Annotated in this window: 13 protein-coding genes; 8 read left to right on the forward strand and 5 right to left on the reverse strand. The window is 72.8% G+C overall.

Going from position 1 to position 12,268, the window contains the following annotated elements; genetic code table 11:
- Positions 1 to 43: 43 nt before the first annotated feature.
- Positions 44 to 511, forward strand: a complete 468-nt coding sequence (gene nikR, locus AAC134_RS02605) for a nickel-responsive transcriptional regulator NikR (protein WP_339947491.1) — start codon at positions 44 to 46, stop codon at positions 509 to 511.
- Positions 512 to 520: 9 nt separating this feature from the next.
- Here nikR and AAC134_RS02610 read toward each other — a convergent pair whose 3' ends face one another.
- Positions 521 to 1,021, reverse strand: coding sequence for a pyocin activator PrtN family protein (locus AAC134_RS02610; protein WP_339947492.1), 501 nt, complete (start codon positions 1,019 to 1,021; stop codon positions 521 to 523).
- A 987-nt stretch (positions 1,022 to 2,008) separates the two neighbouring features.
- Here AAC134_RS02610 and dusA point away from each other — a divergent pair.
- Positions 2,009 to 3,010, forward strand: coding sequence for a tRNA dihydrouridine(20/20a) synthase DusA (gene dusA, locus AAC134_RS02615; protein WP_339947493.1), 1,002 nt, complete (start codon positions 2,009 to 2,011; stop codon positions 3,008 to 3,010).
- A 198-nt stretch (positions 3,011 to 3,208) separates the two neighbouring features.
- Here dusA and AAC134_RS02620 read toward each other — a convergent pair whose 3' ends face one another.
- From AAC134_RS02620 to ccmI, 3 genes are read right to left on the reverse strand one after another with little or no spacing between them, the layout of a single operon-like run.
- Complete coding sequence (locus AAC134_RS02620; protein WP_339947494.1) at positions 3,209 to 3,478, reverse strand: DUF1289 domain-containing protein; 270 nt, start codon at positions 3,476 to 3,478, stop codon at positions 3,209 to 3,211.
- Positions 3,475 to 3,930 carry a Holliday junction resolvase RuvX gene (ruvX, locus tag AAC134_RS02625; protein ID WP_339947690.1) on the reverse strand — a complete coding sequence of 152 codons (456 nt, stop codon included), beginning with the start codon at positions 3,928 to 3,930 and terminating at the stop codon, positions 3,475 to 3,477. Before ruvX ends, AAC134_RS02620 begins: the two co-directional genes overlap by 4 nt.
- Before the next feature lie 56 nt (positions 3,931 to 3,986).
- Complete coding sequence (ccmI, locus tag AAC134_RS02630) at positions 3,987 to 5,261, reverse strand: c-type cytochrome biogenesis protein CcmI (protein WP_339947495.1); 1,275 nt, start codon at positions 5,259 to 5,261, stop codon at positions 3,987 to 3,989.
- 279 nt (positions 5,262 to 5,540) lie between these two features.
- Here ccmI and AAC134_RS02635 point away from each other — a divergent pair, with 279 nt between their 5' ends.
- Positions 5,541 to 6,785, forward strand: a complete 1,245-nt coding sequence (locus tag AAC134_RS02635) for a sarcosine oxidase subunit beta family protein (RefSeq protein WP_339947496.1) — start codon at positions 5,541 to 5,543, stop codon at positions 6,783 to 6,785.
- Positions 6,786 to 6,790: 5 nt separating this feature from the next.
- Here AAC134_RS02635 and AAC134_RS02640 read toward each other — a convergent pair whose 3' ends face one another.
- Complete coding sequence (locus AAC134_RS02640) at positions 6,791 to 7,042, reverse strand: hypothetical protein (protein ID WP_339947497.1); 252 nt, start codon at positions 7,040 to 7,042, stop codon at positions 6,791 to 6,793.
- 218 nt (positions 7,043 to 7,260) lie between these two features.
- Here AAC134_RS02640 and AAC134_RS02645 point away from each other — a divergent pair, with 218 nt between their 5' ends.
- The 5 genes from AAC134_RS02645 to AAC134_RS02665 all read left to right on the forward strand — a co-directional run bounded on the left by AAC134_RS02645 (position 7,261) and on the right by AAC134_RS02665 (position 12,072).
- The gene (locus tag AAC134_RS02645; protein ID WP_339947498.1) at positions 7,261 to 7,440 is read left to right on the forward strand and encodes a hypothetical protein; all 180 of its coding nucleotides are present in this window, start codon (positions 7,261 to 7,263) and stop codon (positions 7,438 to 7,440) included.
- Between the two features lie 60 nt (positions 7,441 to 7,500).
- A complete protein-coding gene (locus AAC134_RS02650; protein ID WP_339947499.1) occupies positions 7,501 to 7,833 on the forward strand; it encodes a sarcosine oxidase subunit delta in 333 nt (110 codons plus the stop codon).
- Positions 7,833 to 10,856, forward strand: a complete 3,024-nt coding sequence (locus AAC134_RS02655) for a sarcosine oxidase subunit alpha family protein (RefSeq protein ID WP_339947500.1) — start codon at positions 7,833 to 7,835, stop codon at positions 10,854 to 10,856. The genes AAC134_RS02650 and AAC134_RS02655 overlap by 1 nt, the downstream gene beginning before the upstream one ends.
- Positions 10,849 to 11,388: a sarcosine oxidase subunit gamma family protein gene (locus AAC134_RS02660; RefSeq protein WP_339947501.1), complete on the forward strand. Its 540-nt coding sequence runs from the start codon at positions 10,849 to 10,851 to the stop codon at positions 11,386 to 11,388. Before AAC134_RS02655 ends, AAC134_RS02660 begins: the two co-directional genes overlap by 8 nt.
- A 528-nt stretch (positions 11,389 to 11,916) precedes the next feature.
- Entirely contained in the window at positions 11,917 to 12,072 is a 156-nt protein-coding gene (locus AAC134_RS02665; RefSeq protein ID WP_339947502.1) for a hypothetical protein, read from the forward strand.
- Positions 12,073 to 12,268 lie beyond the last annotated feature (196 nt).

Here is a 12,268-nt window from a genome sequence, read left to right on the forward strand (position 1 = left end):
GGCGTGGGGAAGCGATGCTCGGCGCGGTTGAAGAGAGGGCGCCATGCAGCGGATCACCATCGCCATCGAGGACGACCTGCTCGACGAGCTCGACCGCCACATGCAGCGGTCAGGCGCCACCAACCGCTCCGAGGCGGTGCGCGACCTGCTGCGCCGGGCGCTGCGGCGCGACACGGCCCGGGGGGCGGACTGCATCGGAATGGTCAGCTACACGCTGGATCTCTCGATGCGCGACCTCGGGCGCCGGGTGCCGCAGGCCCGCCACTCGCGTCACGACCTGGCGATCGCGGCGCTGTCGGTGCCGCTGGACCATTCGGCGGCGGTGGAGGTGACGGTGATGCGCGGCAAGGTCGGCGACGTCGAGGACTACGCCCACGGCCTCTTCGCCGAGCGCGGCGTGCGCCATGGCCAGCTGTCGCTTGTCCCGGTCGAGGACGTTGAGGAGACGCACCCGCACGGCAGCGGCGAAGCGCAGCCGCACAGTCACCTGACGCTCAAGGACGGGTTCTGAGCCGAGGGGCTAAAGGACGGGTTCTGACCCGAGGGGAAGCGGCGGTCGCTCGCTCGAGAGCCGCTGAGTGCGGCGATCCTTGTCAGGCGATCGAACGAAGGCGGGCGTCCGTCGGTTCTTCGGACCCTCGAGCATTGCCGGAACGCCGGCTGGCGCCGATCGCCATGGGACTATGCGCCAAGGGCCAGTCCGGCCGAGAATGGCGTCATGGGGCTTCGCGACCGCCAGTTCCGTGAGATCCGAAAACGCGACCAGAAGAACAGCCGTCTGGCTGTTTTCGAGCCGTAAGCACGGCAACGTCAGGTCCCCCGCGTCGATCTTCCGGACGGGCGGTTCGGGCGTGAGGTTGAAGGCGCTCGGCGCCTGGTCGAGGGAGACCGCGGGCATCCCGCCGAAGCCGGTCCACAGCATCGCGAAAGGGTTCATGCCCGTCTGCTCTTCTGTCGCGGGCAGCAGATGTCGCCGATGTTTGAGCGCCGGAAGAAGAACGTGCAGTCGAATGAAAGCCATTGCCGGACGTCGTCATGGCGGCCTGCGACGCGCCATGCCCGGCCTGTTTCGCCTGGCGCGCGATCGCCGACGGCACGTCGCTCAGCGACGAGTCGCCGGGGCTCCAGTCGGTCCAGAGCCGGCCCTTCGACGTGATTGCGCGCGCGCCAGGGCCAGTCCGCGAACGTGTCGCCGACCTTTGCGACAGGCTCGCAGCGCTCGAGCGCGCTGGCGGCGCTGGGCTCCGAACGTGGGGCGACGGCGCCGTCGAACCCGTCTCGAACAGCCGGCTCACGCTCGCGTGGCCAAGATCGTGGAAGCGGAGATCGTCGATCCCGTCCCGTTCGCGGTGGCGTCGGAGGGCCGCCCCGATGGACTTCGGCCTGGACGGCAAGACCAGTTTTCCCGTCTTCGGCGTTGCCGGGATGATCGCAAGCCTCTCTTCGGGCAGGTCGCGCCGCAGGGTGTTGCCGAGCTTTCTTCTGCGACGCGTCTCGTCGCGAAGCGGGATCATCCTGTCGCCCACCCGCAGGTCGTATCGGCGCAGACGGACAATCTCGCCAAGGCGGCGGCAGGAGCGATCGCGAAGACCATCGCCATCCCCTTTTGCGCATCGTCTCCTCGCCGGACGTCGCGGCAGAGGGGACGGGAGCGGCGCTCGTGGCCTGCCGCGAGTTCTCGATCCGGCTTGCACCAACAGGCGCCAGGGCTGCGCGGACGAGGGTCGGCGCGGCAGGGGCGAGGGTCATCTCGGTCGGGACCCCCGCGGCGGCTGCGGCGGGCGGAAAAGGGAGTCAGTTCAAGAAACCACGAATGACGAAGCGGCAGCTCAGGCGCGCGCCGCCGGCCGGAGGCGGCGGCTTCCCTGCCGGGGCAGGGCGGGACAGATCTGTTGGAGCATGCTACAGCGTAGCGCAACGGAGGCGAAAACCCTCACCCCCCCGAAAATCGTGGATAGGCAACAGGTTGTCGGGGTGGATAATGGTCCATGCAAGCGGTTGAAACGCAATGAGAAAACCCGATCGACGCCTCTCCGTCGCCCCGATGATGGACTGGACCGACCGGCATTGCCGGGTGCTGCATCGCAAGCTGTCGGGGCGGGCGCTGCTCTATACCGAGATGGTGGTCGGCTCGGCGATCGTGCGGGGGGACGCCGACCGGTTGCTGCGCTTCCGGCCCGAGCTCGAAGGCGCGGTGGCGCTGCAGCTGGGGGGCTCGGACCCCGCCACGCTCGCCGAGGCGGTGCGGCGGGCCTGCGCCTATCCCTATGTCGAGATCAACCTCAACGTCGGCTGCCCCTCGGACAAGGTGCAGACCGGGGCGTTCGGCGCCTGCCTGATGCGCGAGCCCGAGACGGTCGCCGCCTGCGTCGAGGCGATGATCGCGGCCTCCGCGGCCGAGGACGGGCCCGAGATCACCGTCAAGTGCCGCATCGGCGTCGACGATCAGGCGCCCGAGCAGGTCCTGCCCGCCTTCCTCGACCGCATCGCGGACGCGGGCGTTCGCAGCTTCGCGGTTCACGCCCGCAAGGCCTGGCTGCAGGGCCTCAGCCCCAAGGAGAACCGCGAGATCCCGCCGCTCGACCACGACCTGGTCGCCGCCCAGAAGGCGCGCCGGCCGGATCTCGAGATCGCGGCGAACGGCGGGCTGGCGGACCTGGAGGCGGCCGAGGATCGCCTCGCGGCCGGGCTCGACGGCGCGATGATCGGGCGGGCGGCCTATCACGAGCCGACCCGGATGCTCGCAGCCGCCGACCGGCGCATCTTCGGCGCGCCGGGGCCGGACGCGGATCCGGTCGCGGTGGCGCGGGCGATGATGGACTATATCGACGACGAGATGGCGAAGGGCGAGCGCCTGCACCGCATCGCCCGCCACATGCTGGGTCTGTTCCACGGTCTGCCCGGGGCCCGGCGCTTCCGGCGCACGATCTCCGAGGCGGCCCACCGCGAGGGCGCTGACGCCCGCCTGATCGAGGACGCCCTGCAGGAAGTGATCCCGGCCGCCGCCTGAAGCGATCCGCGAGGGCTCGCCGAGGCGCCCGGGGCGCACGGTCTCCGGGAGGGAGCCGACCTCCGAGGCCCGCGCATGGGGCCTGATCCGGGGTCGGGACTGCGCCTCGAAGCCGGCGCCGCGAGGGCGAGTCGACGCCGTATCGCGCCGCCAGAGGCCAGGGCTCCGCCAGAGGCCGGGGGTCGGCGGGTCCGGCGTTCAGCCGCGGCGGGCGCGGCGGCGGGCGGAGGGGCGGTTCTCGGGGGCGCGCAGGGCGGGTTCGCGCGCGGGCAGGTCGGCCATGATCTCGCGACGACGCTCGGGCGTCATCCGCGACCAGCCGGCGATCTCGTCGCCCGTTCGGAAGCAGCCCACGCAGATCCTCGCCTGGGGATGCAGCACGCAGACGTTGACGCAGGGGCTCTCGACCTCGGCGCGGCGCCAGACGGCGGCGGCCTGGTCGTGCCCGGGATCGGGGCCGTCGGTCATTCGTCCTCCCTCGTAAGCGCGGCGAGCCGGTCCAGCGCGCCCTGAAGGATATAGGCCGCCGCGACGCTGTCGATAACCTCGGCGCGACGGCGGCGCGAGGCGTCGGCCTCGAGCAGCGCGCGCTCGGCGGCGACGGTGGACAGACGCTCGTCCCACAGCAGGATCGGGGCGGCGGTCAGCCGGGCGAAGTTGCGGGCGAAGGTGCGGGTGGACTGGCAGCGCGGGCCCTCGTCCCCGGCCATGTTCACCGGCAGACCCAGCACCCAGCCGCCGACGGTCCGCCCCTCGAGCGCCTCGAGCATCCGCTCGACGTCGGCGCGGAACTTCTTGCGCCGCACCGTGGTCAGCGGCGAGGCGATGCGCCGCCGCCCGTCCGAGACCGCCAGCCCGATGGTCCGGTCGCCGAGATCGAGCCCGACCAGCTGCGCGTCCCGCGGGAGCTGCGCCAGCATCTCGGCGGCCTGGGAGGATTCCAGGATCGGGGCGAAGCTCGGTCGCGGGGCGTCGGTCATTGCGGGACTCCGGCGTCTGCGGCGGCCTGCGCCAGCGCGGCCTGCGCGGCGTCGTCGCCGGCCAGCGCCTCGCGCGCCCGGGCGAAGGCGGCCGCAGCGTCCTCGTCGCGGTCCAGCACGCCGTAGGCGCGGATCAGGCGCGCCCATTCCTGCGCCGAGCCGCCCTCGGCCTGCAGCCGTTCGGCGAGTCCCGCGACCATGCCCTCGATCATCGCGGCGCGGTCCTGGGCGGTCATCTCGCCGGCGGCCTCGACCTGCTCGCGGTCGGGGCCGGGCAGGGCGGCGGGGGGCGGCGCGGGCTCTCCGGCCTCCGCCAGCTGGCCGGCCCGGGCGGCGGCCTGCTCGAGGTCGGGGAGCTGGGCGCGGATCGGGGCGATCCAGGGGGCGTCCGCGGGCCCCTCGGCCAGCAGCGCCCGCCAGAAGCGCAGCGCGAGGCCGTAGCGGCCGGTCTGGGCCAGCGCCAGGCCGGCATAGTAGCGCCCGACCGAGTTGGCCGGATCGGCCCGCAGCGCGCGGCCGAGCTGGGTCTCGGCCTCGGGCGAGACATAGCCGCCGGCCGACAGGATCATCGCCTCGGCGAGCGCCACGCGGTCCTCGGCCGGGGCGGCCTCGCCCTGCTGCTCCACCGCCTCGTGGATCGCGGCCTGGGCGCCCTGCATGTCGCCCAGCCGCATCAGGCTGTCGGCCAGCAGCCGCCGGCCGCGCACGTCGTCGGGCCGGTCGGCGAGCGCCGTGCGCAGCTGGGCCACCAGGTCGCGCATCCGCGCCTCCTCCGAGCCAGGCGCGGGTTCGGGCGCCGCGGGCGTCCCGGCCTCGGCCATCCGCGCCTCGGCCTCCGCCTGGGAGGGACGCTGCGCCTGGGCGGAACGAACCTCCTCGAGGCGGGCCTGGAGCGGGCGATCCGGCGCGCCCGCCGCGCCGAGCCAGAGGTAGAGCCCCCCGCCCCCCGCGAAGACGGCCAGCGCCAGCCCGGCGGCCATCGCGCGCGAGGCGGAGCGCGGCGCGGGGCGGGCGGGGGCCTGGCGCTCGGCCTGCGCGGCCGCGGCCAGCAGGCGGCGGGAGATCTCGGCGCGCGAGCCCTCGGCGTCGGCCTCGGCCAGCACGCCCCGCTCGATGTCGCGGTCGAGCGTGCGCAGCTGGTCGCGGAACACCTGCACGTCGCGCGCGGCCTCCGGCTCGGCCGGGGCGGCGCCGGCGGCGCTCAGCAACGGGCGCGCCAGCCAGGCGGCGGCGAGCAGGGCGACGACGAGGGCGGCGATCCAGAATTCCATGCGGCTCCCCTAGCCTCGCGCGCGCGTTCCGTCCACCGACGCGCGCGTGAGCGGGCCCGCCGCGTCGTCATGTCCCGAGCGTCGATGGCCCGCGAGACCGCCCCCGACGCGGCCCCGTCGCCGCCCGCGACCCTGCCGGGGGTTGCGACGCGCGGCCGCTGTCGCTTTCCTTGGCCGAGACGGCGTTTCCGCGCTCCCGGTCGCCGGTGGCTTCCGGCAGAAGGGGCCGGCGCGCATCGACCGCGTTCCGCCTGCGCATCTCCCGGAGGTCCCCCGCCCATGGCCCGTTATTCGGTCTTCGCCATCGCCCGGCACGCCGCCTCCTGGCACCAGGGGTGGGAGAAAGCCTGGCGCTCGCCCGAGCCGAAATCCGAGTACGACGTGATCGTCATCGGCGGCGGCGGCCACGGGCTGGCCACGGCCTACTATCTGGCGAAGAACCACGGGATCCGGAACGTGGCGGTGCTCGAGAAATCCTGGCTCGGCGGCGGCAACACCGGGCGCAACACCACCATCATCCGCTCGAACTACCTGCGCGACCCCTCGGCGGCGATCTACGAGCTGGCCCGCGGCCTTTATGAAAACCTGAGTCAGGAGCTGAACTTCAACATCATGTTCAGCCCGCGCGGCGTGCTGATGCTGGCCCAGACCGAGCACGAGCTGCGCGCCTACAAGCGCACCGAATCCGCCAACCGCGCCCAGGGGATCGAGACCGAGATCGTCTCGCCCAAGCGCTGCCGGGAGATCGTGCCGATCCTCAACGTGGAGGGCGAGCGCTATCCGGTTCTCGGCGGCCTCTGGCAGGCCCGCGGCGGCACCGCGCGCCACGATGCGGTGGCCTGGGGCTATGCGCGGGCGGCCTCGGATCTGGGCGTCGACATCCTCCAGGGCTGCGAGGTGACGGGCATCGACCGCGACGCCAATGGCGTCACCGGCGTGCAGACCACCCGCGGGGCGATCCGCACGAAGAAGCTGTGCATCGTGGTCGCCGGTCATTCGGGCGTGCTGGCCGAGATGGCGGGGTTCCGCCTGCCGGTCGAATCCGTGGCCCTGCAGGCGCTGGTCTCCGAGCCGATCAAGCCGGTGATCGACTGCGTGGTGATGGCCAACACCGTGCACGGCTACATGAGCCAGTCCGACAAGGGCGAGCTGGTGATCGGCGGCGGCGCGGACGGGTTCAACAACTACACCCAGCGCGGCTCCTTCCAGCATGTCGAGGAGACCGTGCGCGCGCTGGTCGAGACGTTCCCGATCATCACCCGCCTGCGGATGCTGCGGCAGTGGGGCGGGATCGTGGACATGACCGGCGACCGCTCGCCGATCATCGGGCCGACCCCGGTGCCGGGAATCTGGATGAACTGCGGCTGGGGCACGGGCGGGTTCAAGGCGATCCCCGGCTCGGGCTGGGCGACCGCCTCGATGATCGCGAACGGCGAGGACCCGGTGGCCGGCCCCTTCGGCCTCGAGCGCTTCCGCGAGGGACGGATGATCGACGAGTCGGTCGCCGCCGCGGTGGCCCATTGACCGCCTCAGTCCTTGCCCCCATCCCCGCCGTCTCCGCCCGGAGCGCCGTCGGAGGGTCCGCCGGCGTTGTCCTGGCCGCGATGGCGCCGGCGCAGGCCGGCCTCGACCGCGGCGCGGGCGGCGGCCTGCGTGGTGCGGTCGGCGCGCCTTTCGGGGCGGCGTCGGCGGCGCAGCAGGATCCACACGAACACCGCGCCGATCAGCGCGAACGGCGCCCACTGCATCAGGGCCGCGGCCTCGGTCGTTTTCTCGCCCATGCGCTTGCCTCCCCGGATCGCGCGGCGTCTCGCCGCGATTCTGCCTTGATTTCGGACCGCTTTGCGTCCGCTTCGCCCAGAAACGGCCTGAATAGGTGTCAGTCCGTTCCCGAAAACCGTTGTAAAGGGTGCAACACCGCCATGAACAGTGGTTGGACTCCTGCCGAACGCCCCTATCTCCTGTCTCGGAACCATACCCGAAACGAGGAGACAACGTCATGGCTGACGGCAACCGCAACGGCACGAACCCGCTTCTGGCCTTCATCGTCGGCGCCCTTCTGGTCGTCGCTGTCGGCGGCGGCATCCTCGCCTACACCGGCAACCTGCCCTTCGGCGCGCAGGACGAGGGCCCCTCGGTCACCCTCAAGCTGCCCGACGTGGACGTCGAGAAGAACTGATCCCGCCGCGCGTCCCTCTCGGCGCGCGCGCGCAGACCTCGCGTCGGGAGGGGCCCGCTGATGCTCCTCCTGACCTGCCCCCATTGCGGCGTCTCCGCCGAGGAGACCGAGTTCCACCCCGGCGGCGAGGCGCACCTGACGCGCGTCGGCCCCGAAGGCGACGACGCGTCCTTCGCCGGCTACATGTTCGAGCGCAGGAACCCCCGCGGCGTGCATTTCGAGCGCTGGCGCCATGTCTTCGGCTGCGGGAAGTGGTTCCACGTCGCCCGCTGCACCGTGACGCTGGAGATCTTCGGCGCCTATCGCGCCGACGTCTCCGCGCCCCCCGCCGAAATCATCGAGAAGATCCAGGCCCGCCGCCCCGGCTGGACGCCTGAAGGGGAGGACGCCTGATGGCTCGCCGTCTGCCGCAGGGCGGTCGCCTGATCGACCGTTTCCGCCCGCTGCCCTTCGACTGGAACGGCAAGCGCCTCGAGGGCGTGGCCGGCGACACGCTCGCCTCGGCGCTGCTGGCCAACGACCGCGTGCTGATGGGCCGCTCGTTCAAGTATCACCGCCCGCGCGGCGCGGTGGGCGCCTCGTCCGAGGAGCCCAACGCGCTGGTCTCGGTCGGCGCCGGCGCCCGCCGCACCCCGAACCTGCGCGCCACCACCACCCAGCTGAAGGTCGGCATGCAGGTCGAGAGCCAGAACCACTGGCCGAGCCTCGAGGCCGACGTGGGCGAGCTGAACGCGCTCGCCGCGCCGTTCTTCCCCGCGGGCTTCTACTACAAGACCTTCATCCATCCCCGCCGGGCGTGGAAGCACCTGTTCGAGCCGGTGATCCGCCAGGCCGCGGGCCTGGGCAAGGCGCCGACCGCGGCCGACCCCGACTCCTATGAGCACTTCCACTACGAGACCGACGTGCTGGTGGTCGGCGGCGGCGTCTCGGGCCTCGCCGCCGCGCGGGCCGCGGCCGGCGCCGGCGCGCGGGTGCTGCTGGTCGAGCAGGGCGCCCACTGGGGCGGCCGGGCCCCCGCCGACGGGATCGAGATCGACGGCGCCCCCGCGCCCGAGTGGATCGAGGGCCAGCTCGCGGCGCTGGCCGAGGCCGGCGCCGTCCTGCGCCTGAACACCCAGGCCGCGGGCGTCTACGACCACGGCTACGTGCTGGCCTCCGAGCGGCTGGAGGAGGCGCCCGAGGGCGGCCCCGCCCTGCGCGAACGTCTGTGGCGGATCCGGGCGAAGCGCGTGGTGCTGGCCTCGGGCGCCATCGAGCGGCCCGTCGCCTTCGCGGGCAACGACCGGCCGGGCGTGATGCTGGCGGGCGCCGTGCGCGACTTCCTCGACCTCTACGGCGTCGCGGTCGGCGAGCGGGTGGTGCTCGCGACCAACAACGACGACGCCTACCGCACTGCGCTGGCCCTGCACGCCGCCGGCCTCCAGGTCCCCGCCATCCTCGACGCCCGCGAGACCCCGATGGGTCCGTTGGTCGAGGCGGCGCGCGCGGCTGGCCTCGACGTGCGCGGGGGCTTCGGGCCGATCCGCGCCGAGGGGCACGCCCGCGTCACCGGCCTCGCCGTCGGTCGGGTGGACGGCAACGGCGTGGCGGTCGAGTCGATCCCGTGCGACGCAGTCGCCGTCTCGGGCGGCTGGTCCCCCGCGGTGCATCTGTGGAGCCACTGCGGCGGCAAGCTGACCTGGGACGAGACGAACCTCCAGTTCCGCCCGGACGCTTCGCGCCCGCCCACCGGCGTCGACGGGCAGGGGTTCGTCTCCTGCGCGGGCACGGCGAACGGCGAGCTGCATGCCGTCGCCTCGCTGGCCGACGCCGCCTGCGCGGGCGCGAAAGCCGCCGCGGAGGCCGGCGCGACCGGCGAGGCCCCCGCCGCCCCCGCCGCCTCGGCGCCCGAGGAAGGGCCGATTGTCCCGCTGTGGACCAGCCCTGCGAAGATGCCGCCGAAGCTGGCGGCCAAGGCCTTCCTCGACTTCCAGAACGACGTGAAGGTCTCCGACGTGCAGCTCGCCTCCCGCGAGGGCTATGTCTCGGTCGAACATGCCAAGCGCTACACCACGCTGGGCATGGCGACCGACCAGGGGAAGCTGTCGAACATCCCCGGCCTCGCGGTGCTGGCGGAATCCCGCGGCGCCCCGATCCCCGAGGTCGGCACCACCACCTTCCGCCCGCCCTACACGCCCCTGACCTTCGGGGCGATCACGGGCTCGGCCAAGGACGAACTGTTCAAGGCCACGCGCCGCACCCCCCTCGACGCCTGGCTCGAGCGCCACGGCGCCCAGTGGGAGCCGGTCGGCGACTGGCGGCGCCCCTACGCGATCCGCAGGCAGGGCGAGAGCACCGAAGACGCCGTCCACCGGGAGATCCTGGGCGTGCGCAACTCGGTCGGCATCCTCGACGCCTCGACGCTCGGCAAGCTGCTGGTGAAGGGGCCGGACGCGGCCGAGTTCCTCGACCGGCTCTACACCAACATGATGTCCACGCTGAAGCCCGGCCGCTGCCGCTACGGGCTGATGTGCACCGAGCAGGGGTTCCTGTTCGACGACGGCGTCGCCGCGCGGCTCACGGAGGACAGCTTCCTCGTCCACACCACCACCGGCGGGGCCGACCGGGTCCATGCGTGGATGGAGGAGTGGCTGCAGACCGAGTGGTGGGATCTCAAGGTCTACGTCGCCAACGTCACCGAGCAGTGGGCCCAGATCGCCGTCGCCGGCCCCAACGCCCGCAAGGTCCTGCAGGCGCTGAACGACAAGGCCGGCGGGGGCATGGACGTCTCGAAGGAGGCGCTGCCGTTCCTCGCCTGGGCCGAGGGCAAGCTCGGCGGGTTCGACGCGCGGGTCTACCGAATCTCGTTCTCGGGCGAGCTGAGCTACGAGATCGCCGTCCCCGCCGCCCAGGGCCAGGCCCTGTGGAACGCGCTGCTCGAAGCCGGCGCCCCGTTCGACGTCCAGCCCTACGGGACCGAGGCCCTGCACGTGCTGCGCGCCGAGAAAGGCTTCATCATGATCGGCGACGAGACCGACGGGACGGTGACCCCGCTCGATCTCAACCTCGGCTGGGCGGTGTCGAAGAAGAAGCCCGACTTCATCGGCAAACGCGGGATGATGCGCGCCGACCTCGCCCGCTCCGACCGGCTGCGCCTGGTGGGGCTGGAGACCGAGGACCCCAAGGCGGTGCTGCCCGACGGCGCCCACGCGGTCGAGGGCACGCTGCCCGACGGGCGCGAGCGGACCATCGGCCACGTCACTTCGACCTACTGGTCGCCGACGCTCGACCGCTCGATCGCCATGGCCCTCGTCCGCAACGGTCCCGAGCGGATGGGCGAGGTCCTGAGCTTCCCCTTGGCCAAGGGCGAGCCGATCCGGGCGAAGGTCGTCTCGCCGGTGTTCTTCGACCCCGAGGGGGAGCGCAACGATGTCTGATCCCGCCGTCTCCTGGTCCCGCATCCGCGACCGCGGGATGATCGGGCTGCGCGCCGACCTTTCGGTCGGGGTGGTCTGCAAGGCCCTGCAGAAGGCCTGCGGCGCCCCCGTGCCCGAGACGCGCCGCCTGTCGATCAAGGCCGACCGGACGCTGGCCTGGATGAGCCCGGACGAGCTGCTCCTGACCCTGCCGCACGCCGCGGTCCCCGCGACTCTCGCGGCCCTGGCCGAGGCGATGGAGGGCCGCCACCACCTTGCCGTCGACCTCTCCGACGCCCGGGCCCTGTTCCGGGTCGAGGGGCCGGGCGCGCGCGAGGTGCTGGCCAAGGGCGCTCCGGTGGACTTTTCCCGCGCCGCCTTCGGGCCGGGGGACTTCCGCCGCTCGCGCCTCGGGCAGCTCGCCGCGGCCTTCGGCCAGGTCTCCGAGGATCCCGAGGCGTTCGAGATGGTCTGCTTCCGCTCGGTCTCCGCCCATGTCGAGCGGTGGCTCGACGTGTCCTCCCGCGCGGGGAGCCTTCCGGGCGTGTTCTGAGGCGGGCGGGCCCCGGCCCGGGCCAGGGCCTGCGCGCGGAGATCCGCCCCGCCGACCTGTCGTGATTCCCGGCCCGCCGCGCGCCCCGCGGCGGGCTATGCGTTTGCGGTATTGCTGCGTTGCAGCGAGCGCGACGCTGAGTGGCGACGGCCGTCGGCGCCGGAAGCGTCCGATACCCGTCGAGCGGGCGATGGCCGCTCTGATTTCACGCGCAGGACGCCCGCCAAGCCCTTCTGTCGCAACGGCATGAACAGAGCTTCAGGGCGAATTTCCCCCTTCGATCAAGGCCTTGCCAAGGGCGGTCCTGACGTTCGCGTCACGCTGGCCCGAGGGTTTCATTAGGGTCAACGCTACTGACCCAGCCATGCGCGCAGTGCAGGGCGGCTATCGAAATTACTGCACTGCACAAAACATTAAGGAGTGCCGATTATAACAGCCAAGCAAGCAACACACGACGCCCCGCATGACGCGGACCTCGGGACGGAAACGAGACCAGCGCCTGGGCGACCCAGAGACCGGAGCAGACACATGACCAAGACCGTGACCCACGCCGACATCCTGAAGGTCGAAGCCGACGCCCGCCGCCTCCGCGCCGTCGCCATGCGCGACATGGCCCACGGCCTCGGCGCCTGGCTGCGGGGCCTCTTCGGCGGCCACGCCGGCGCCGGCGCCCACCGCGCCTGAACGGCCCCGCGGGCCGCATGGCGGCCCGGCGGCCCTGAAAGCCGCATGACCGCGGACGCTTCCGTCCGCACGACACGCGCCGCGGCCCCGTGGGCCGCCTGACGAACACCGCGACCCCCGCCGCCAAGGGACCTCCCTCCTCAGGCTGCGGTGGAACAGGGACGAAGGGTCCTCCCTCCCGACGCCCCTGCGAGAC

Origin of the sequence: uncultured Albimonas sp., assembly GCF_963977235.1 — a bacterium.
Classification (GTDB): Bacteria; Pseudomonadota; Alphaproteobacteria; order Rhodobacterales; family Rhodobacteraceae; genus Albimonas.

Bases quoted from the DNA above. Each gene is read 5' to 3' on its own strand.
- AAC134_RS02610 (WP_339947492.1), bottom strand. From the start codon at position 1,021: ATGGCTTTCATTCGACTGCACGTTCTTCTTCCGGCGCTCAAACATCGG.
- AAC134_RS02665 (WP_339947502.1), top strand. From the start codon at position 11,917: ATGACCAAGACCGTGACCCACGCCGACATCCTGAAGGTCGAAGCCGAC.
- dusA (WP_339947493.1), top strand. From the start codon at position 2,009: ATGAGAAAACCCGATCGACGCCTCTCCGTCGCCCCGATGATGGACTGG.
- AAC134_RS02655 (WP_339947500.1), top strand. From the start codon at position 7,833: ATGGCTCGCCGTCTGCCGCAGGGCGGTCGCCTGATCGACCGTTTCCGC.
- AAC134_RS02650 (WP_339947499.1), top strand. From the start codon at position 7,501: ATGCTCCTCCTGACCTGCCCCCATTGCGGCGTCTCCGCCGAGGAGACC.
- AAC134_RS02645 (WP_339947498.1), top strand. From the start codon at position 7,261: ATGGCTGACGGCAACCGCAACGGCACGAACCCGCTTCTGGCCTTCATC.
- AAC134_RS02635 (WP_339947496.1), top strand. From the start codon at position 5,541: ATGGCCCGTTATTCGGTCTTCGCCATCGCCCGGCACGCCGCCTCCTGG.
- nikR (WP_339947491.1), top strand. From the start codon at position 44: ATGCAGCGGATCACCATCGCCATCGAGGACGACCTGCTCGACGAGCTC.
- ccmI (WP_339947495.1), bottom strand. From the start codon at position 5,261: ATGGAATTCTGGATCGCCGCCCTCGTCGTCGCCCTGCTCGCCGCCGCC.
- AAC134_RS02640 (WP_339947497.1), bottom strand. From the start codon at position 7,042: ATGGGCGAGAAAACGACCGAGGCCGCGGCCCTGATGCAGTGGGCGCCG.
- AAC134_RS02620 (WP_339947494.1), bottom strand. From the start codon at position 3,478: ATGACCGACGGCCCCGATCCCGGGCACGACCAGGCCGCCGCCGTCTGG.
- AAC134_RS02660 (WP_339947501.1), top strand. From the start codon at position 10,849: ATGTCTGATCCCGCCGTCTCCTGGTCCCGCATCCGCGACCGCGGGATG.
- ruvX (WP_339947690.1), bottom strand. From the start codon at position 3,930: ATGCTGGCGCAGCTCCCGCGGGACGCGCAGCTGGTCGGGCTCGATCTC.